Raw genomic sequence first — 20,530 nt, 5'->3', positions numbered from 1 at the left:
CTCCTATTTGATGCCTGAGGTGACGAAAGAGCTGATGAAGCGCTTCTGGAAGATCAGGAAGGTGATGAGCAGCGGCGCGATCACCATCAGCGTGCCGGCGGCGATGGTGCCCCAGGCCTGGGTGCCTTCCGCCGTCGCGGTGAAGACCGAGAGCCCAACCGTGAGCGGCCGCTTGTCCGGCGAATTGATCACCATCAGCGGCCACAGAAAGTCGTTCCAGTGGCTGGTCACGGAGATGATGGCGAAGGCGGAAAAGCTCGGCAGCGACAGCGGCACGTAGATGTGGCGGATGCGCTGGAACAGGCTGGCGCCGTCGATCAGGGCGGCGTCCTCCAGCTCGGTCGGGATCGCCTCGAACGCCTGCCGCATCAGGAAGGTGCCGAAGGCGGAGGCGAAGAACGGCATCATCACCCCAGTGAGCGTGTCGTAGAGGCCGAACTGCGCGACGATGCGCAAATTCGGCACGATCAGCAGCACCGGCACCAGCATCAGCTGCATCAGGAATAAATAGAAGATCAGGGTCTTGCCGGCGAAATCGAGCCGCGCGAAGGCGAAGCCCGCCAGCGTGATGGTGACGAACTGGACCAGGAGGATACCGGTGCAGATGATCGTGGTGTTGAGGAAATAGCGCGGGAAATCACCGATCTCCCAGGCATCCCTGATGTTGTCGAGCGTGGGCTTCAGGCTCGGCATCAGCTCGGCCATCAAGTTGATGCCGTCGGAAGCCGGGCGCAACGTCGCCACGCCCATCCACAGGAACGGGATCAACCAGACCAGCGCGAGCAGCATGGTCAGCAGGAAGCCGAGCTTGGGCGTGATCTCGCGGCGGGTCGCGAGCGGGGCGTCCTTCCACAGTGCATCGATCAGCTTCATGGCCCGCCCTCGCGGTTTGCCATGGTGCGGAACGAGAGCGCGGTGAGGCCCATCAGGGCGGCGAGCGTCAGCAGCGTCGCCGCCGACGCCTTGCCGATGTCGTAATGCTCGACCGCCTGCTGATAGACGTAGAACAGCACGAGATTGGTGGCGTTCGACGGCCCGCCCTTGGTCATGACGAAGACGTGGTCGACCTGCGTCACCGCGTTGAGCGTCGCGATCACGATCACGAACAGGAAGGTGGGCTTCAGCTCCGGCAGAGTAATGTGCCGGAAGCGCTGCCAAGGCCCCGCGCCGTCGAGATGGGCGGCGTCCATGACATCCTCGGGCACGGACTGCAGGCCCGCGAGGAAGAACAGCATGTAATAGCCGGCGTTCTTCCAGATCGTGATGACCATGATCGCGTACAGCGCGATATCGGGATCGCCGAGCCAGTTCGGCAGCACCGGCAGCAGCCGGCCGATGTAATAATCGAGCAGGCCGACATTGGGCAGGAAGATGAACAGGAACAGCGCGGAGGCCGCGACCATCGGAATCAGGACGGGGAGGAACAGCGCGGCGCGCAGCGCGCTGGTCACGGCATTGGTCCGCGCCAGCGCCAGCGCGAACAGAAGCGCAAGCGCGATGCTCGGGACCGCCGTGCCGATGGCGTAGACGAGATTGTTGATGACCGCGCCGGTGAAGGCGGGGTCGGCCAGCACCGCGTTGATATTGTCGAGGCCGACGAAGCGCACCGGCGCCTTCGGTGTCGCGCGCTGATAGAGCGCGTCGATGACGACGCGGCCCATCGCGCCATAGGTGAACAGCGCGAGGAAGACGAGCGAGGGCAGCAGCAGCAGATAGGCCGGCAGCGAGGCTTTGAAGCGATGGGAGAACCGCTTCAGGATTTTGAGGCGCGGCGGCGCCGATGCCGCGACCGGGAGAGCCGCGGGTTCAGCGAGGCTCATCTCACCGCGCCGGGAAGTTGAGCGCATAGTCGCGGCCGTCCACGCCAGCGGGTGGCTCGAACGGGAAGCGCAGACTCTGGTCGAGGAAGTCGTGGCTGTGCACGACGAGGTTCTCCCGGTCGATCAGCACCACTCCGTAAGCCGGCGGCTCGTGGCTCGCCAGATGCTCGGTGGCCGCAGCGTCGAGCTCGAACCAGACCTGGTGGTTGGTGCCGCGCAGGGTGGAGAACGGGATCTTGCCGTAGCTGCCGAAGATCGGGCGGTGCACATGGCCGAAGAACAGGTGGCGGATGCGCGAACGATACGGCGCGATCACCTCGGCGAATTCGGTGCTCTGCTTCAGTGCGATCTCGTCCATCGCGTGGACGCCGACCGGGAAGGGCGGGTGGTGCATGAACACGACGAACGGCATGTCGTCCGGCGCCGCCGCCAGCGTGCCGGCGAGCCAGTTGAGGCGCTTTTCGCACATCTCGCCGGCGTGGCTGGTCTCGTCCAGGGTGTCGAGGAAAACGAACAGGCCGTGCTCGGTCGTCCGGGTGCCCTGCACGAAGCCGTTGGCATCGCGCGGCGCGGACCGAAGGCCGTCGAGGCAGGCCACGCGCTTGTCGTGATTACCGACCATGGCGACGTAAGGCATTTTCAGCGCAGACATCGCCTCGGCGAAATTGCCGTAGGATTCCGGCTCGCCCCAATGGGTGAGGTCGCCGGTCACCACCGCAAACGCGGCGTCGGACTGGTGCTTGTTGATGTCGGCGACCGCCGCATCCAACCGGGCGCGCGGATCGAGCCCATAGAGCTTCAGCCCGGGGTTCGCGAGATGCGTGTCGGTGATGTGGATGAATTTGAAAGGCATGGCGCGCTTGTCGGGGACTGTTGGAGGATGGTCGCCTCCGGCAAGACGGCCTGCCAGCCCGTTAGAACGCGTGTGTTTCAGTTTGATGACAGTGGTTCCGGAGGCCTCGAATTCCACAGGAAGCGCCGGCGAGGACGCCGAGCCGGATGCCCCTGCAAAATATCGAAAACAACCCCATGCACAGTAGCCAGGTTGCCGGGGGGACGCTCACCGTGTTTCGACATCCTTTGAAACGTCGGGCAAAACAGAATCAGAATTTACGGCCGGCGCGGCCCGGCGGAAGAACGTAGGGCGGAGTTTGTCGCTCCGTCCCGCGAAGCGTTTGCAACACCTTCGAGTCCGGCAATGGCTGCGTTTTCGAGGCGTGCGCCGGCGGCGCAGAAGTGACCGATCCGGCGTCAGCGCTCACTGGCGGGCAGCAGACCGCTCAAGGCTTTGGCCTCGTAAGTCAGAACGTCGATGGCGGCCTTGCGCGCCTCTGCGTCGAAGCGCGTCCGGATCGCTGACACTGACAAGGCGCCGCGCAACTTGCCCTGGACATCGATCACGGGGACTGCGGCAGCTGCGACCTCGGGATCACGCTCGCCGAGCGACACGTAGAAACCGCGCTCGCGGATTTTCCTGGCTTCGGCCGAAGCGGCATCGCGATAGGCAGTGAGCACGCGACCGGCGGCGCCACGATCGATCGGCAGTCGCTGGCCCTCGTCGAGATGATGCCGTACGGAGCGCGGGGAGTTGACCCGGTAGAGGCAGATGCGCTCGTCGCCGTCGGCAATATAGAACGAGGCCGTCTCGCCAGTCGCTTCGACCAGGCGATGCAGCGTCGGTCTCACGAGGTCGCCGAGATCAAGGCCGCGCTGATAGAGCGCACCGAGGCGCCAGAGTTCTGGCCCGGGGCGGAACAGCCGGTCTGCGCCGCGAACAAGAAAGCCATCGCTCTCCAGCGTCGCGGCGAGACGAAGCACCGTGCTCTTATAGAGATCAGTCGCCTCGGCAATCTCAGTCAGCGTCATGGCGCTGCGCTCCGGCCCAAAGGCCTTGAGGATCGCCAGCGCCCGCGCCACCGCATCAACGCCTGTCTTGGTCATTTCAGCTCCTGTTCTGCTGTATAGAACAAATATCACAAGTGCGTCCGAAAGTCGATAAAACTGCCGATATATAGGTTCTATTTTGCGAAATCAATTTGACTCATATGGCGCGTCTGGGGTATGGGTTTTGGATAATAGAACTGGTTCTACGGAGCGAAACAATGGAAGGGCAGCCGGCCTCGGCCGTCGATTTGCGCGACGTCATGATCCGCTTCGGCGATTTCACCGCCGTCAAAAGCATGAACCTCCAGGTTGGCGAGGCCGAGTTCGTCGCGGTGGTCGGGCCGACCGGCTGTGGCAAGTCGACCATCCTCAACACCGTCACCGGATTGCTGAAGCCCGCCGCCGGCGATGTCCGCATCTTCGGCAAGCCGCTCGCGGGGCTGAATGACCAGTCCGGCTACATGCTTCAGCAGGAAGGACTGCTGCCCTGGAAGACGGCGCAGGACAATGTCGGCCTCGGCCTCGTGTTTCAGGGCAAGTCGGTCGAGGAGGCGTGGGCGCAGGCGCGGCCCTGGCTCGCTAAGGTCGGCCTGAAGGGTTTCGAGGAGCGCTATCCGCATCAGCTGTCGGGCGGCCAGCGCAAGCGCGTGGCAATGGCCCAGACCCTGATCATGGAGCCGAGGATCGTTTTGATGGACGAGCCGTTCTCGGCGCTCGACGTGCACACCCGCCGGCTGATGCACCGTATCCTGCTCGATCTCTGGCAGGCGGAGCGGCGCTCCCTGATCTTCATCACCCACGATCTCGACGAGGCGATCACGCTCGCTGACCGCGTTGTGGTGATGTCGGCGGGACCGGGCAGCCGCATGGTCGGCGACGTCCCGATCACGCTGCCACGCCCGCGCGACGTATCGGCGCTCCAGACCACCGATGAATTCGTCGCACTCTATCGTCAAATCTGGTCGCTGCTCGGCGCCGAAGTGGAGAAGAGCTATGCCGCGCAAAGGTAAAGTCGTTCTCGTTCAGGTCGCGATCGTGCTAAGCCTGCTCTTGGTCTGGGAGTCCGGCGTGCGAGCAGGGCTGATCGACCCGTTCTTCTTTCCGGCGCCATCGACGCTGGTGGCGCGGATCGGCGAATGGATGTCGACCGCGGATTTCTGGACCGACGTCGGCGTCACGCTGCTGGAGACGATCCTGTCCTTCGTGGCGGGGATCGCGATCGGCACCACGCTCGGTATATGGCTTGGCCTGAGCCCGTTTGCGGCCGAGGTCGTGCAGCCCTTCATCAAGATGTTCAACGCCATCCCGCGTATTCTGCTCGGACCGATCTTCGTGATCTGGTTCGGCCTCGGTCTGACCTCGAAGGTGGCGCTGGGCCTCACGCTGGTGCTGTTCGTCGCCTTCTTCAACACCTTCCAGGGCGTGCGCGAGGTCAACCCGGTGGTGCTCGCCAATGCCCGCCTGCTGCGCGCGTCCAAATGGTCTTTGCTGCGCCACGTCTACCTGCCGTCGGCCACGACCTGGATCTTGTCGAGCTTGCGGGTCTCCGTCGGTATGGCCGTGATGGGCGCGGTGGTCGCCGAGTATCTCGGCTCGTCCGCCGGACTCGGTCACCTGATCGCCCAGGCCGAGGGCGTGCTCGATGCCGCCGGTGTGTTCGCCGGCATCATCGTGCTGTCCGCCTTCGTCGTCGCCCTGGATGCGGTGGTCGATCGCGCCGAGAAACGGCTCCTGGTGTGGCGTCCCGCGCCGGCCCACGAAGTCTGACCGAACAATAACGCAAACATGGAGGTTCGCATGCGCGTCTTCACCCGGCTGATCCTCGTCGTATCGGCGATCGGTCTTTCCATCCTCTCGGCGCAGGCCGGCGAGCCCGAAAAGGCCAAGCTCAAGATCGCCGTCGGCTCCCAGATCCTCAACTACATGCCGCTCGAGCTCGGCGTGAAGCTCGGTATGTTCAAGGAGGAGGGGCTCGACGTCACCGTCGAGAACTTCCAGGCCGGCGGCTCGAAGGCGCTGCAGGCGCTGGTCGGTGGCTCGGTCGACGGTACCGTCGGCTTCTATGACCACACGATACAGATGCAGGCGCAGGGTAAGGAGATCTCCTGCGTATTCCTGCTCAACGACGTCCCGGGCGTGCTGCTCGGAGTCCGCAACGGCCTTGCCGACAAGGTCAACACCGGAGCCGATCTGAAGGGCCTCAAGCTCGGCATCACTGCGCCCGGCTCGTCGACCGACACCATGGCGCGCTATTACATCAAGAAAGCCGGGCTCGGACCACGCGACGTCAACATCATCGCCGTCGGCAGCGGGGCACCGGGCATGGTCGCGCTCGAGGCCAAGAACATCGACGCGCTCGTCTATTTCGATCCGATTGCGACGCTGCTGGCACGCAAGAACTCGGCGACGCCACTGTTTGACGCGCGCACGATCGAGGGATCCAAGCAGGCCTTCGGCGGCATCTACCCGACGGCCTGCCTCTATCTTCAGCAGTCCTTCATCGACAAAAATCCGGAGACGGTGCAGCGCCTCGTCAACGCGCTCCTGAAGACGCACCGCTGGATCAACTCGGTCCCGACCGAGCAGCTCGTCGACGCGATCCCCGCTGGCTACAAGACTGACAATCGTGACGTCAACATCGAGATCATGACGGCGTCGAAGGCGTTGTTCTCGCAGACCGGCCAGATGGATGTCGAGGCCGCTAAGGTGCCCCTTGGTGTGCTCAGCGAGTACGATCCCAAGATCGCGGCCGCCAAGATCGATCTCACCAAGACCTTCACCAACCGCTTCGCCGTGCGCGCTGCCGAGCTACTGAAGTAGGGGCAATCGGAATGTCTTTGCCGCTGACCGGCATCCGCGTCCTCGACCTGTCCAACGTTCTGGCGGGTCCGTTCTGCGGCTACCATCTCGCGCGCCTCGGCGCCGAGGTGATCAAGATCGAGAATCCGAACGGCGGCGACCTAGCGCGACGCCTCGGCGCCGATCCGAAGCGGGCGGAGCGACTTCAGGGCTTGTCCTTCGTGGCCGTCAATGCCGGCAAGCAGTCGGTCGCGCTCGACCTGAAGTCGGAGGCGGGCAGGCAGGTGTTCCTGCGCTTCGTCACTGAAGCGGACGTCGTTCTGGAGAATTTTCGACCCAAGGTGATGGAGCGGCTCGGGCTCGGCTACGAGGTGCTGAGCCGGCACAATCCGCGTCTGGTCTATTGCGCGATCTCGGGCTTCGGCCAGAGCGGGCCGTGGGCGAAGCGGCCGGCCTATGACCAGATCGTGCAGGGCCTGTCGGGCGCCATGAGCGTGACGGGCGATGCGCAGTCCGCGCCGCTCCGCACTGGATTTCCGATCTCCGACACCATCGCCGGATTGACCGCGGCCTTCGCCATTTCTTCTGCGCTTGTCGATCAGCGCCAGACCGGCCGGGGCCGCTTCATCGACGTGTCGCTGCTGGAGGCCACCGTTGCAGCGATGGGCTGGGTGGTTTCAAACCACCTCAATGCGGGCGTCGAACCGGCGCCGATGGGCAACGAGAATTTCACCGCCGCGCCTTCCGGCACGTTCAGGACCGCGACCGGGCCGCTCAACATCGCAGCGAACGAGCAGAAGCAGTTTCAGACCTTGTGCGATCTGGTCGGCCGAGCTGAGCTTGCGACCGATCCGCGTTTCGCCAAACGCGAGGCGCGCAAGGCCAATCGCGCGGCACTGAACCAAGCGCTGAACGATGCGCTGGGCGCGAAGGCGGCGGAGGATTGGGAGCGCGAGCTTAACGCGGCCGGCGTGCCTGCAGGCTGCGTGCTGACGGTGCCGCAAATCCTCACCCAGCCGCAACTGCTCGAGCGTCGATTTGTCGAAGCGTTGCCGGCAGAGCAGGACGAAGGACAACCACTGCGGATCACGCGGCCGGGCTTCCGGCTCGACGAGGACTTTCCGGTGCCGGCGTTGCCGCCGGAGCTCGGCGCCGACACCGAACGCTGGCTCGCGCAACTCGGCTACTCCGAGGAGGCCATCGCCCACCTTGTCACGAGCGGCGCGGTCGCAGCCGTGGCCACGAAGAAGAACGGCACGAAGGGGAGCGCACAATGAGACTTGCCACGCTGCAGCAGGACAAGCCCGACGCGCGCACTGGCCGATTGGGCCGGCAAGGCTGTGAAGAGATCGGAGGTCACGATGAGCGATGAAACCGCATTACGGGACGCGGCCGCGCAATGGTGGCGGACGTCGATCTGTGATATCGCCCCCGGGCGCATCGCCTATCGGGGCTATCCGATCCAGGACCTGATCGGCCGGATCTCGTTTCCGGCGATGATCTGGCTGATGCTGCGCGGGGAGCTGCCAACGGCGGCGCAGGAGCGGCTGCTGCAGGCTGCGCTGGTCGCCTCCGTCGACCACGGCCCGCATGCCCCGTCGATCGCGATTGCGCAGATGGCGGTGAGCTGCGGCCTGCCGCTCAACGGCGCGATGGCTTCCGCCATCAACACGCTCGATGACGTTCATGGCGGCGCCGGCGAGCAGGCGGTCGAACTCTATGACGACGTCTTGCGGCGGAGCGAGACCGCAGAGATCGATGCAGCCGCAGGCGCGGCCATCGACCATTTCACCGCGACCAAAAGCAAGTACCTGCCGGGCTTCGGCCACCGTTTTCACCCGGTAGACCCGCGTGCCGCGCCGCTGCTCGCGCTGGTGGATGCGGCAGCGAATGAGGGCAGCGTTGGCGGTCGCTATGCTGCGGCCGCGCGCGCGATCGAGCGCGTGATGCAGGCCCGCAAGGGCAAGCTCATTCCGATGAACATCGACGGCGCGACCGCGGTGATCTATGGCGAGCTCGGCTTTGCGCCACCGCTGGCACGGGGCGTGTTTTGTCTTTCGCGCGCGGTCGGTATCCTCGCCCATGCTTGGGAGCAGACCGGGCGCAGGGACCGCAACAAGGGGCCGATGCCGAAGCAATTCGCCTATAAATATGAAGGGCAGCCGCGCCGCGCGCTGGACGATCGGCCATGATGTATCTCGACACGCCGCCGCGGCGCGTTGAGAGCCGCGTCTTCTCGGCGATGCCGGCCGAGTTTCGGCGCCCCGGCGTCCGCTCGGACTGGGCCGATGCCAACCGCGGCGGTCATCCCGTCGACAGTTTCATTGAGGGGCCCGCGTTCGATGCGCAGGGCAATCTCTACGTCGTCGACATCCCGTTCGGCCGCATCTTCCGGATCGCGCGTGACGGGAGATGGTCTCTGATCGCGGAGTATCGGGGATGGCCGAACGGCCTGAAGATCGCGCCCGACGGCCGCATTCTCGTGGCCGATTACATGAACGGCATCATGGAGCTCGATCCCGGACGCGGCACGATCAGGCCAATCCTGGCGCATCGCAACTCGGAGTCCTTCAGAGGCTGCAACGACCTGCATATCGCCTCGAATGGCGATGTCTATTTCACCGATCAGGGCCAGACCGGGCTGCATGATCCAAGCGGCCGGGTGTTTCGCTTGCGCGCGGACGGCCGTCTCGACTGTCTGATTGCGAACGGGCCAAGTCCGAACGGCCTTGTGCTGAGCCCGGATGAGGCGGTGCTGTTCGTCGCGATGACGCGCGACAACAGCGTCTGGCGCGTGCCGCTGATGCGCGACGGCGGTGTCGCCAAGGTCGGGCGCTTCACCTCGTTCTTCGGCACCAGCGGGCCGGATGGGCTGACAATGGATCACGCTGGACGCCTGTTCGTTGCGCATGCGTCGCTTGGCCATGTCTTCATGCTGGCGCCGAACGGGGAGTGCATCGCACGGATCAAATCATGCGCCGGCCAGACCTGCACCAATGTGGCACTGGATCAGACTGGCGAGACCCTGATGATCACGGAATCGTCGAGCGGATCAGTGTTGGCGGCTTGTGCTTGATTTTGAGTGGTGATGATGCCTCTGGCGGCTGACTGTCACGTCCCGCAGAACGTCTGCAGCACCCGCTGGTCCGGCAGCGGCGGATCGGCGTAGGCGGCGTAGTCGGGCTGTTCTTCGTATGGCTTCTCCAGCAGCTTGACCAGCTCCTCGAACGGGGCGTAGTCGTCGCCGTTCACCGCGGCGTGGATCACGGCCTCGACGCGGTGGTTGCGCGGGATGAACAGGGGATTGACGGCGTGCATCGCCGTACGCCGCTCGGCCGCGCTCTGCGGCTCCAGCGCAATGCGCTCGCGCCAGCGTTTGGCCCACTCGTCGAACGCCGAGGTGTCCATGAACTGCGCGCGGACGTCGGCGACGTCATCGCCTGCGGCGTCACCGAGCTTGCGGAAGGTGAGTGTGAAGTCGGCCTGGTTCCTGGCCATGGCATCGAGCAGGTCCTGGATCAGCGCGTCGTCGCCGTCGCGCTCCGTGAACAGGCCGACCTTCTTGCGTAGGCCAGCCTGATAGACGGCGCTGAACTGATCGGCGAACGCGCCGAGGATCTCCTGCGCGTCGGCGATCGCCTTCTCCTGCTCGCCTCCGAACAGCGGCAGCAGGCATTCGGCGAGGCGGGTCAGATTCCACAAGCCGATGCGCGGCTGGTTGGCATAGGCGTAACGGCCCATCTCGTCGATCGAGGAAAACACCTGCGCAGGATTGTAGGCGTCCATGAAGGCGCACGGGCCGTAATCGATGGTCTCGCCGGAGATGGAGGTGTTGTCGGTGTTCATCACGCCGTGGATGAAGCCGACCAGCAGCCAGCGCGCGACGAGCTCGGCCTGGCGCGCGACGACGGCGGCGAGCAGGGCGTGATAGGGCCGCTCCGCATGGAGCAGGTCCGGATAGTGGCGCGCGATGACGTGGTCGGCGAGCCGGCGGATCGCCTCGGTGTCGCGTCGCACGGCGAAGAACTGGAAGGTGCCGACCCGGATGTGGCTCGACGCGATGCGCGTCAGCACCGCGCCGGGCAGCGCGGTCTCGCGGATGACATGCTCGCCGGTGACGACCGCGGCAAGCGCGAGCGCGTGGTCGGAATGCCCAGCGCATACATCGCTTCGCTGACGATGTACTCGCGCAGCACCGGCCCGAGCGCGGCGCGGCCGTCGCCGCGGCGGGAGAACGGGGTCGGGCCGCTCCCCTTGAGCTGGATGTCACGGCGGACGCCGTCTCGGTCGATGACCTCGCCGAGCAGGATCGCCCGGCCGTCGCCGAGCTGGGGCACGAATTGCCCGAACTGGTGGCCGGCATAGGCCATGGCGATCGGATCGGCCCCGTCAGGAACCGTCTTGCCGGCCAGGATCTCGGCGCCCTCCGCCGTCTCCAGCATGTCAGGATCGAGCCCGAGCTGAACCGCCAGCGGCCGGTTCAGCTTGATCAGCCGTGGCGCAGCGACCGGGGTCGGCGCCACGCGGGCAAAGAAGCTGTCCGGCAGCGCCGAATAGGAGTTCTGGAAGGGGAAATGCACGGTCATGGCCCCAAGATAAGGCTGGAACAGCTGATGGCAAAGGCTGCAAGCCCGATAGGCCAAAAATGGGCCCTTCCTGGCCCAAATCAGGCCGTTCCCTTGGTTGCCGCCCCCTTCCTCGTCGGGTAAACCCTGCCGCAACTTCGGACCGGCCGTGACTGGCCGTCCGATTCGCTTCCTCCGACATTGATTTTGGGACGACCATGCATCGCTACCGGTCACATACATGCGGCGCGCTCCGCGAGAGCAACATCGGCGAGACTATCCGCCTCTCGGGTTGGGTCCATCGCGTTCGCGACCATGGCGGCGTGCTGTTCATCGACCTGCGCGACCATTACGGCCTGACCCAGTGCGTGGTCGACCCGGACTCGCCAGCGTTCTCGCTGGCCGAAAAGCTGCGCTCGGAATTCGTGGTGAAGATGGACGGCAAGGTCCGCCGCCGCCCCGAAGGCACCGACAATGACGATTTGCCGACCGGCAAGGTCGAGGTCTATGTCAGCGAGATCGAGGTGCTTGGCCCGGCCGGCGACCTGCCGCTACCGGTGTTCGGCGACCAGGAATATCCCGAAGACATCCGCCTCAAGTACCGCTTCCTCGACCTGCGCCGCGAGAAGCTGCACCAGAACATCATGACGCGCGTCGAGATCATCAAGTCGATGCGCCGGCGCATGGAGGGGCAGGGCTTCTTCGAGTTCAACACGCCGATCCTGACCGCGTCCTCGCCGGAAGGCGCGCGCGACTTCCTGGTGCCCTCGCGCATCCATCCCGGCAAGTTCTACGCGCTGCCGCAGGCGCCGCAGCAGTACAAGCAGCTCTTGATGATGTCGGGCTTCGACCGCTACTTCCAGATCGCGCCCTGCTTCCGCGACGAGGACCCGCGCGCCGACCGTCTGCCGGGCGAGTTCTACCAGCTCGACGTCGAGATGAGTTTTGTCACTCAGGAAGACGTCTTTGCGGCGATGGAGCCGGTGATCACGGGCGTCTTTGAAGAGTTCGCCAAGGGCAAGCCCGTGACGAAGGGCTGGCGCCGGATTCCGTTTGCGGAAGCGTTGCGCAAATACGGCAGCGACAAGCCGGACCTGCGCAATCCCATCGAGATGCAGGACGTGTCCGAGCATTTCCGCGGAAGCGGCTTCAAGGTCTTTGCGCGCATGCTCGAGGACCCCAAGAACCAGGTGTGGGCGATTCCGGCCGCGGGCGGCGGCAGCCGCGCCTTCTGCGATCGCATGAACTCGTGGGCGCAAGGAGAGGGCCAGCCCGGCCTCGGCTACATCATGTGGCGCGAGGGCGGCGAGGGTGCAGGTCCGCTGGCCAACAACATCGGGCCGGAGCGCACCGCCGCGATCCGCGCCCAGCTCGGCACCAAGGAAGGTGATGCCGCCTTCTTCGTCGCCGGCGATCCAGACAAGTTCTGGAAGTTCTCAGGCCTTGCCCGCAACAAGGTCGGCGAGGAATTAAATCTCACGGACAAGGAGCGGTTCGAGCTTGCCTGGATCGTCGACTTCCCGATGTACGAGTACAACGAGGACGACAAGAAGGTCGACTTCTCGCACAACCCGTTCTCGATGCCCCAAGGTGGGCTCGAGGCGCTGAAGTCGCAAGACCCGCTGACCATCAAGGCGTTCCAGTACGACATCACCTGCAACGGCTACGAGATCGCCTCGGGCGGCATCCGCAACCACGTGCCGGAGGCCATGGTGAAGGCGTTCGAGATCGCAGGTTACGGCGAGCAGGAAGTGGTCGAGCGCTTCGGCGGCATGTACCGCGCCTTCCAGTACGGCGCGCCGCCGCATGGCGGCATGGCCGCGGGCGTCGACCGCATCGTGATGCTGCTCTGCGGCACCACGAATCTGCGCGAGATCTCGCTGTTCCCGATGAACCAGCAGGCCATGGACCTCCTGATGGGGGCGCCGTCGGAAGCCACGACCAAGCAGCTCCGCGAGCTGCACATCCGGGTGAACCTGCCGCAGAAGTGAGCTTCGTGCCCCGGACGCCGTCAGCGCGTTTACGCGCGTCTTCGACGCGCTATGGCGGCGCTATCCGGCGATGCGAAGCATCGTCCGGTCAGCGGTGCGCTGCAGAGCCGGGGGCCCATGCATCAGCGAAGTTCGTGGCTTTCTGGTCCCGGCTCTGCACAGCAACGCTTCCGCGTTGCAGCGCGTCGGGGGCACGAGATCGCTGCGCGACCGCTCAGCTTGCAGCGCCGCCGACGTGCGGTGTTGATGGGGGCGCAATCGGATGTTGCCACCGGGCCTTCGGCCGTGCTTCATCCGGATTCCATGACCCGGAAATACCGTTCGCTTGGACGGCCGCTCCGGAGCGTGCATTTTGAGGCCGGTAACGCGAGGCGAGACACCGCATGTCGTCCTATTCTGAAGATCTCCACCAGGCGGCGCTCGCCTATCATCGTCTGCCCCGCCCCGGAAAGCTCGAGATCCAGGCAAGCAAGCCGCTTGCCAACCAGCGCGACCTCGCGCTGGCCTATTCTCCGGGCGTCGCCGCCGCCTGCACCGAGATCGCCAAGAACCCGGCCGAAGCGGCCTCGCTCACCACGCGTGCCAATCTGGTCGCCGTGGTCTCGAACGGCACCGCGGTGCTCGGCCTCGGCAATATCGGCCCGCTGGCGTCCAAGCCGGTGATGGAGGGCAAGGCGGTCCTGTTCAAGAAATTCGCCGGCATCGACGTGTTCGACATCGAGATCGCGGCCGACACGATCGACCGTGTGGTCGAGACCGTGGCCGCGCTCGAGCCGACCTTCGGCGGCATCAATCTGGAAGATATCCGCGGACCGGAATGCTTCGAGATCGAGAGCCGGCTGAAGGAGCGCATGAAGATCCCGGTCTTCCATGACGACCAGCACGGCACCGCGATCATCGTCGCCGCCGCCATCACCAACGGTCTCCGCCTGAACGGCAAGAAGCTGTCCGACGTCAAGATCGTGGCGTCGGGGGCAGGGGCGGCCGCGATCGCGACGCTCAACCTGCTGGTCTCGATGGGCGCGCAGCGCAAGAACATCTGGGTCTGCGACATCGACGGCCTCGTGCATGAGGGCCGCAACACGTCGATGGACCGTTGGAAGGCAGTCTATGCGCAGAAGACCGACAAGCGCACGCTCGGCGACGTCATCGGCGGTGCCGACATCTTCATCGGCCTCTCGGCGCCCGGCGTGCTCAAGCCGGAGATGGCGCAGGCGATGGGCGACAAGCCGCTGATCATGGCGCTCGCCAACCCGACGCCCGAAATCATGCCGGAGGAGGCGCGCAAGGCGCGCCCGGACGCGATGATCTGCACCGGCCGCTCGGACTACCCGAACCAGGTCAACAACGTCCTGTGCTTTCCCTTCATCTTCCGCGGCGCACTCGATGTCGGCGCCACCGCGATCAACGAGGAGATGAAGCACGCCGCGGTCGAGGCCATCGCGCAGCTCGCGCGCGAGGCGCCGTCGGACGCGGTCGCGCAGGGCTTCGACACCGGCGAGACGCAAGGGTTCGGTCCGGGCTCGCTGATCCCGAGCCCCTTTGATCCCAGGTTGATCCTGCGCATCGCGCCGGCGGTGGCGAAGGCGGCGATGGAATCGGGCGTCGCGACGCGCCCCATCACCAATTTCGACGAATACACCGCGCTGCTCGAGCGCTTCGCCTTCCGTTCCGGCCTCGTCATGAAGCCGATGTTCGCCAAGGCCAAGACCCAGCCGGTGCGCGTGATCTACGCCGAAGGCGAGGACGAGCGCGTGCTGCGCGCCACGCAAGTGGTGCTGGAGGAGAAGCTGGCGCGGCCGATCCTGGTCGGACGCCCCTCGGTGGTGGAGGCGCGCATCAAGCGCTTCGGCCTGTCGATCAAGGCCGGCAAGGATTTCGACCTCGTCAATCCCGAGGACGATCCGCGCTACCGCTCCTACGTGCAGTCCTATGTCGAGCTCGCCGGCCGCCGCGGCGTGACGCCGGATGCGGCGCGCACGGTGGTGCGCACCAACAACACGGTGATCGCCGCGCTCGCAGTGACGCGCGGCGAGGCCGATGCCATGCTCTGCGGCGTCGAGGGCCGCTACATGCACCATCTGCGCCACGTCCGCGAGATCGTCGGCTTCTCGCCCGGGGTCAGCGACTATGCGGCGCTGGCGCTGCTGATCACCACCAAGGGCGCGTTCTTCATCGCCGACACGCAAGTTCGCCCCAATCCGGGCCCGGAGGAGCTTGCCGAGATCGCCTCGCTCGCAGCGGTCCACGTCCAGCGCTTCAACATCAAGCCGAAGATCGCCTTCGTCTCGCATTCGGATTTCGGAAGCTACGACACCGACTCCTCGCGCAAGATGCGCCGAGCGACTCAGCTCTTGAAGGAGAAGCATCCGGAGATCGAGGCCGACGGCGAGATGCAGGGCGACACGGCACTCTCGGCTTCCGCGCGGAAAATGGTGCTGCCGCACTCCAAGCTCGAGGGCGAGGCCAACATCATGATCATGCCGAGTCTCGACACCGCCAACGTCGCCTATCAGATGATCAAGTCGCTGGCGGACGCGCTGCCGGTCGGCCCGATCCTGATCGGCCCGGCGCGGCCCGCCCATATCCTCACCCCATCGGTGACGGCGCGCGGCATCCTGAACATGACCGCGGTCGCCGTGGTCGAAGCCCAGGAGCGCGCCTCGCGGCAGCAGCCGACGCTGTTTACGTGAGGCAGTCGCCGGCGTCGCGTTCGCCGCTTCCCGCGTGCGGGAGAGGCCGGAATTTGCGGGAGCAAATTCCGGGTGAGGGGGGATCTCCGCGATTCAGCTCTCACTGCGATTGCGAAGCAGCCCCTCACCCCAACCCTCTCGGCGCGAGCGAAGCTCGTCGCGCCGCCGTAAGAACGGGGAGAGGAAGCACGAGCAGCGCCGCTGCGCCTCAATTTTTTCAAAACAGTTCGCCATTTCCCCGTTTGTAAACCGGCGCACGACTCTTCATAATCACCAGGCGCTTTTGTCCAAATTCCGATTTTCAATAAGCCTGAGCCAAGAGGCCGATCATGCCAGCGTTCGTGACTTTCGGGCGAATCCTGTTCGCCGTGCTGTTCATCTACACGGGCGCGACCAAGCTCTTTGCGATCCAGGCAACGGCGGAGTTCATCGCCGGCAAGATCGTGGTGCCCGAAGCGATCGAGCCCTATGCCAAGCAGATCGAGAGGGCGACCGCGATGACCACGCCGCAGCTGCTGGCGATTGCGGTGGGCGGGCTCGAGGTCATCGCGGGCCTGATGATCGCGCTGAATTTCGGCGCGCGCTTTTTTGCGATGCTGATGATCATCTACATCGCGATCTCGACCTTGCTGTCCGCCGATTTCTGGAATCTCGCACCGCCTGACAACGCCAAGATGGTGGTCGACGCGCTGAAGAATCTCGCGATCATCGGCGCGCTCTGCATGATCATCGGCTACGGCCGCACCACGCGCCCGGCCGAGTCGGCCTACGGGGACGTGTAGGCTCGTACGTCGCAGGCGACGGGCCCAGCTTCACGCAAGCTCGCTCCCGCAGAATGGCGGGGAGCGAGGTGTGAGGCGGATTCGAGGAATCCTCAGCATTCGAATGCGCGAAGGGGCATCTGCCTCGCACCTCTCGTCATCGCATCGATGAGGGCCCATCGCAATGTATGCTGAAGCGTCGTCGGGTTCCCCATCATTCGAGGCCGCTCTGGCGCACCATCGCGCGGGCCGCTTGCCGCAAGCGGAGGCGATCTATTGGCAGATCCTGGCATCCCAGCCGGATCATGCGGACTGTCTGCACCTGCTGGGAATTGCCTTGCTCCAGGCAGGCCACCCCGACAGGGCGCTCGATGTCATCATCCGCGCCGTTAAGCTTCAGCCTTCCAACAGCGTCCATCACAGCAACATGGCGGGCGCTCTGCGCGCCCTCGGACGAAGGGACGAGGCCATCGCGAGCTATCGGCAAGCGCTGCTGCTCAAGCCAGACAATCTGGATGGGCATAATCAGCTTGGCATCCTGCTGGGTGAATGCGGCGACGTCGCGGGCGCGGAGGCCCATTATCGGCTGGTGCTGCGACATCCCGCCGGCCTCGACCTCAATGACGCTCGCGCTCAGGTCGATGCCCGTTTCAATCTCGCCAATCTGCTGGTGCGGCAGAAGCAGTTCGATGCGGCGATCGGCGAGTTTCGCCATGTGCTGCGGCAGCGGCCGGACTTTGCGGCCGCCCACTGCAACCTCGGAGCCGTGCTGTTCGATCTGTCCGCTTTCGAGGAATGCGAGCGTTGCTATCGTGAGGCCCTGCGCCTCAATCCGGCATTTGCCGAGGTTCATAACAATCTCGGTGGTCTTCTCATCAAGCTCGGCCGGCTCGACGAGGCGGAGGTCAACCTTCGCGAAGCCTGCAGGCTCAAGCCAGCTTTCCCCGAGGCGCTGAACAATCTCGGCGACTTGCTGTGTATTCGCGGACAGGCGGAAGACGCGGAAGCCTGCTGTAGGGAGGCCTTGCGTCTGAAGCCGGACTATTTTCCGGCGCAGCTGACCCTGGGCAACGCCCTTCGCGAGGCCGGTCGTTTCCACGACGCCGAACCTTGCTATCGGGTCGCTCTTGCCCGCGATCCGGCCTGGCCGGAGGCGCTCAACAATCTCGGCACCCTGCTGTTCGATCTTGGGCGGCCCGACGAAGCCATTCAGAGCTTGCGAACGGCGCTGTTGCAGAGGCCGGACTATGCCGATGCGCATTTCAACCTTGGGGTCGCTCTGTTGCTGGCCGGCCAGCTCGACGAGGGCTGGCGGGAATATGAGTGGCGGTGGAAACAGGACAGCAAGAAGCCGCATCTGCGCGATTTCAGCCAGCCGGTCTGGGATGGCGGAGACATCGGCGATCGGGTCCTGCTGCTGCATGCGGAGCAGGGGGTGGGCGACACGCTCCAGTTCGTTCGCTTCGTGCCGGCCATTGCGGCGGGGCGGCGGGTCGTCCTCGAGGTTCAGCGGGCGCTGCTGCCGCTTCTTGCGCCGCTCTTGGCGGAGCTGCCGGGGCTTCAGAGCATCGTCGCGCGTGGCGATCCGCTGCCACCGTTCGATCTGCATTGCCCGCTGCTCAGTCTGCCGCGCCCCCTTGGCACCAGCCTCGAAACCATCCCGCGAGAGGTACCCTATCTGCGGACCGACCCGCAACGCGCGGCGGCCTGGCGCCAGCGGGTTGAGCAGCTCGATGGGCTCCGGGTCGGCCTGGTCTGGGCCGGCAATCAGACGATGAGCGGCGACCGGCGCCGATCGATTTCGCTCAACCGGTTTTCGGAGCTGGCGAATCTGCCGGGGGTGAGTTTCGTCTCGTTGCAGAAGGGACCGGCGAGCCAGTCGCCTCCGCCAGGTCTGTCCTTGCACGATTGGACGGATGATCTCCACGACTTCGGTGAAACCGCAGGGCTGATCGAGGCCCTCGACCTCGTCATCGGCGTCGACACCGCGGTGGTGCACCTTGCAGGCGCGCTTGGACGCCCTGTCTGGCTGCTCAATCGCTTTGACCGGTGCTGGCGCTGGCTGCTGAACCGCGACGACAGCCCCTGGTATCCGACGCTGCGGCAATTCCGGCAGCCTCAGCCAGGCGATTGGGACAGCGTCCTGCGGGACGTGCGCGCTGAACTCGAGAAAGGCAGCTTGATCCAATCAACCGTCCCAGGGGCGCCACGCGCGACGTCCGATCTGCGTGGCAGGGACATAAGATAGATGCCGGTACCTACGCACCGGTGTTGTGCATGGGGTTGTTTGGAGGTTTAGTTGGCGCCTCTGGCCCGCCGCCACGGCGTGACGGTCACCTCGTGCGCCGCGTCGAGCAGATACGGCGCGCCCGGCTTCATCCCGTGCGAGGCGAGCACCTCGTGCGGTGTCCGCTCCGGTACGCCGACGAAACAGCCTTCGCCGCCGGGCAGCCGCACATGCGGAGCCTCCGACAGCCAGAACGTGTCGTAGCGGTCCATGAACATGTCGAACACGACGGGGCCGCCGATGATGGCGACGGTCCCTGAGGCGACATCGGCGAAGGCGCAGGCCTGCTCGAAGCTCGCATGCTTCGGATTCCACAGCGTCGCGTTCGGCGTCTCCGGATCGACGGTGAGCGCCTTGATCTTGCGGGTCAGGATCAGGCGCTTGCGCCTCCGCGAATTCGGCTGCTGCTCATGCGAGTGGCGGCCATGCACGATCAGCGCGGCGCGATCGAGCGCCTGCTCGAAGAACAGCTTGTCGCCTTCGAACTTCAGACTGTCCGGCATCACATGTGCAGCGTCGGCGAGCATGCCGTCCGCCGAGACGATGACGTAGCCTTCGAACCGAAAAGACAATTGCCTTCTATTCGGAAACTGTCGTCACCACGGAATTGACCGGACGCTGGCTCACCGTCGGCAGCTTGACGTCCTTGAGCAGCTCCTGGTCGTATTCCGGCAGCGTCGAGGCCGGGAATTTGGCGCGCATCGCCACTACCTTGTAGCCGCCGGCCTTCAGGCGCTTGAGCAGCTCGGGCAGGGCTTCCGCGGTGTGCTTCTGGAAGTCGTGCATCAGGATGATGCCCTTGCCTTTGTTGTCGAGCTTCTTCATCACGGTCTCGATCACCTTCTCGGGCTTGGATGCCTTGAAGTCGAAGGAGTCGATGTCGCAGGAGAAGATTCCGATGTTGCGGTTGCCGAGATAGGTGACCATCTCCGGCGGATGCTGCAGCGCCGGGAAGCGGAAGAACGGCGAGGGCGAGATGCCGCCGAGCGCCCACTTCACCGCGGACAGGCCCTTCTCGATCTCTTCCTTGCGCTGCGCTTCCGTCAGCTTCTTGTTATTGAGGTTGGCGTGCGACCAGGTGTGGCTGCCCACGGTGTGGCCGGCTGCATAGACCTGCTTGAGGATCTCCGGCTCGTAGGTCGCGTGCTTGCCGATCGAGAAGAAGATGCCGGTGGTGCATTCATCGGCGAGCGCCTTCAGCACGGCGGGCGTGTTCTTCGGCCACGGGCCGTCGTCGAAGGTCAGGACCACCTCGTGGTCGCGCAGGAAGTCGAGCTCCTTGAAGTGCTCGAAGCCGAAGCCGGGACCACCGGTGGTGTCGATCTCGACGGTGCGGGCGACCCCGAGCGCACCCGGCGTGTTGCAGGCCGCGCGCGCCGGCTGCGGCGCCTGTTTTGGCGGGGGCGGATTGACGAAGGCCGGTTGGGCTGGCGCAGCGGCTGCCCCGGGAGCAGCTGCCGGAGCTGCAGCAGCGGGCGCCGCCGCCGGCGCGGCTTGCGTCGCGGCTGCGGGCTTCGCGGCCGGGGTCTGCGACCATGCCGCGCCCGTCATTGCAAGAGACATCGCGCTTGCCAAAATCAGTCCTGCCGCCACACGCATGGTGTTGTCCTCGAGATTGATCCCGTTGTTCCGCCGCGGCTTTTCGCCTCGGGCGAAACCCATCCTGCCCCAAACGATCCTAGCCTAGATGTTGGGCCCTCGCCATTGCAACGGCTGTTTGGCGCGAGGCC

General features: G+C 65.1%; 16 protein-coding genes and 1 pseudogene. 10 read left to right on the top strand and 7 right to left on the bottom strand.

Going from position 1 to position 20,530, the window contains the following annotated elements; genetic code table 11:
• Positions 1-3 precede the first annotated feature (3 nt).
• The 4 genes from ACVWY3_RS12915 to ACVWY3_RS12900 all read right to left on the bottom strand — a co-directional run bounded on the left by ACVWY3_RS12915 (position 4) and on the right by ACVWY3_RS12900 (position 3,761).
• The gene (locus ACVWY3_RS12915; protein WP_456838783.1) at positions 4-873 is read right to left on the bottom strand and encodes a carbohydrate ABC transporter permease; all 870 of its coding nucleotides are present in this window, start codon (positions 871-873) and stop codon (positions 4-6) included.
• Positions 870-1,820 (bottom strand): carbohydrate ABC transporter permease, encoded by a 951-nt coding sequence (locus ACVWY3_RS12910; protein WP_456838782.1) that lies wholly within the window; start codon positions 1,818-1,820, stop codon positions 870-872. Before ACVWY3_RS12910 ends, ACVWY3_RS12915 begins: the two co-directional genes overlap by 4 nt.
• Before the next feature lies 1 nt (position 1,821).
• Positions 1,822-2,673, bottom strand: coding sequence for a phosphodiesterase (locus ACVWY3_RS12905; RefSeq protein ID WP_456838781.1), 852 nt, complete (start codon positions 2,671-2,673; stop codon positions 1,822-1,824).
• A gap of 398 nt (positions 2,674-3,071) precedes the next feature.
• Complete coding sequence (locus ACVWY3_RS12900) at positions 3,072-3,761, bottom strand: IclR family transcriptional regulator (RefSeq protein WP_456838780.1); 690 nt, start codon at positions 3,759-3,761, stop codon at positions 3,072-3,074.
• A gap of 161 nt (positions 3,762-3,922) precedes the next feature.
• Here ACVWY3_RS12900 and ACVWY3_RS12895 point away from each other — a divergent pair, with 161 nt between their 5' ends.
• The 6 genes from ACVWY3_RS12895 (at position 3,923) to ACVWY3_RS12870 (ending at position 9,579) form a co-directional block, all read left to right on the top strand.
• The gene (locus tag ACVWY3_RS12895; protein ID WP_456838779.1) at positions 3,923-4,714 is read left to right on the top strand and encodes an ABC transporter ATP-binding protein; all 792 of its coding nucleotides are present in this window, start codon (positions 3,923-3,925) and stop codon (positions 4,712-4,714) included.
• On the top strand, positions 4,698-5,471 hold the full coding sequence (locus tag ACVWY3_RS12890) for an ABC transporter permease (protein ID WP_456838778.1): 774 nt from the start codon (positions 4,698-4,700) through the stop codon (positions 5,469-5,471). Before ACVWY3_RS12895 ends, ACVWY3_RS12890 begins: the two co-directional genes overlap by 17 nt.
• Positions 5,472-5,501: 30 nt before the next feature.
• A complete protein-coding gene (locus ACVWY3_RS12885; protein ID WP_456838777.1) occupies positions 5,502-6,524 on the top strand; it encodes an ABC transporter substrate-binding protein in 1,023 nt (340 codons plus the stop codon).
• Between the two features lie 11 nt (positions 6,525-6,535).
• Positions 6,536-7,780, top strand: a complete 1,245-nt coding sequence (locus ACVWY3_RS12880) for a CaiB/BaiF CoA transferase family protein (protein WP_456838776.1) — start codon at positions 6,536-6,538, stop codon at positions 7,778-7,780.
• Between the two features lie 84 nt (positions 7,781-7,864).
• The gene (locus ACVWY3_RS12875; protein ID WP_456838775.1) at positions 7,865-8,695 is read left to right on the top strand and encodes a citryl-CoA lyase; all 831 of its coding nucleotides are present in this window, start codon (positions 7,865-7,867) and stop codon (positions 8,693-8,695) included.
• On the top strand, positions 8,692-9,579 hold the full coding sequence (locus ACVWY3_RS12870; RefSeq protein WP_456838774.1) for an SMP-30/gluconolactonase/LRE family protein: 888 nt from the start codon (positions 8,692-8,694) through the stop codon (positions 9,577-9,579). Before ACVWY3_RS12875 ends, ACVWY3_RS12870 begins: the two co-directional genes overlap by 4 nt.
• A gap of 35 nt (positions 9,580-9,614) precedes the next feature.
• Here the strand turns inward: ACVWY3_RS12870 and ACVWY3_RS12865 are convergent.
• Positions 9,615-11,089, bottom strand: a pseudogene (locus tag ACVWY3_RS12865) (protein adenylyltransferase SelO).
• Between the two features lie 197 nt (positions 11,090-11,286).
• Here ACVWY3_RS12865 and aspS point away from each other — a divergent pair.
• From aspS to ACVWY3_RS12845, 4 genes are all read left to right on the top strand, one after another.
• The gene (gene aspS, locus ACVWY3_RS12860; protein WP_456838773.1) at positions 11,287-13,059 is read left to right on the top strand and encodes an aspartate--tRNA ligase; all 1,773 of its coding nucleotides are present in this window, start codon (positions 11,287-11,289) and stop codon (positions 13,057-13,059) included.
• A gap of 383 nt (positions 13,060-13,442) precedes the next feature.
• A complete protein-coding gene (locus ACVWY3_RS12855; RefSeq protein ID WP_456838772.1) occupies positions 13,443-15,752 on the top strand; it encodes an NADP-dependent malic enzyme in 2,310 nt (769 codons plus the stop codon).
• A gap of 329 nt (positions 15,753-16,081) precedes the next feature.
• Positions 16,082-16,534 carry a DoxX family membrane protein gene (locus tag ACVWY3_RS12850; protein ID WP_456838771.1) on the top strand — a complete coding sequence of 151 codons (453 nt, stop codon included), beginning with the start codon at positions 16,082-16,084 and terminating at the stop codon, positions 16,532-16,534.
• 163 nt (positions 16,535-16,697) lie between these two features.
• Positions 16,698-18,761 (top strand): tetratricopeptide repeat protein, encoded by a 2,064-nt coding sequence (locus ACVWY3_RS12845; protein ID WP_456838770.1) that lies wholly within the window; start codon positions 16,698-16,700, stop codon positions 18,759-18,761.
• A 47-nt stretch (positions 18,762-18,808) separates the two neighbouring features.
• Here the strand turns inward: ACVWY3_RS12845 and ACVWY3_RS12840 are convergent, their stop codons facing one another.
• Positions 18,809-19,372 carry a dihydrofolate reductase gene (locus tag ACVWY3_RS12840; protein ID WP_456838769.1) on the bottom strand — a complete coding sequence of 188 codons (564 nt, stop codon included), beginning with the start codon at positions 19,370-19,372 and terminating at the stop codon, positions 18,809-18,811.
• A gap of 7 nt (positions 19,373-19,379) precedes the next feature.
• Positions 19,380-20,399: a polysaccharide deacetylase family protein gene (locus ACVWY3_RS12835; RefSeq protein ID WP_456843353.1), complete on the bottom strand. Its 1,020-nt coding sequence runs from the start codon at positions 20,397-20,399 to the stop codon at positions 19,380-19,382.
• Between the last annotated feature and the right edge of the window lie 131 nt (positions 20,400-20,530).

This window comes from Bradyrhizobium sp. USDA 4486, assembly GCF_054057995.1.
The sequence above is the reverse complement of the archived record's forward strand: the minus strand, read 5'-3'. Positions and strand labels throughout refer to the sequence as shown.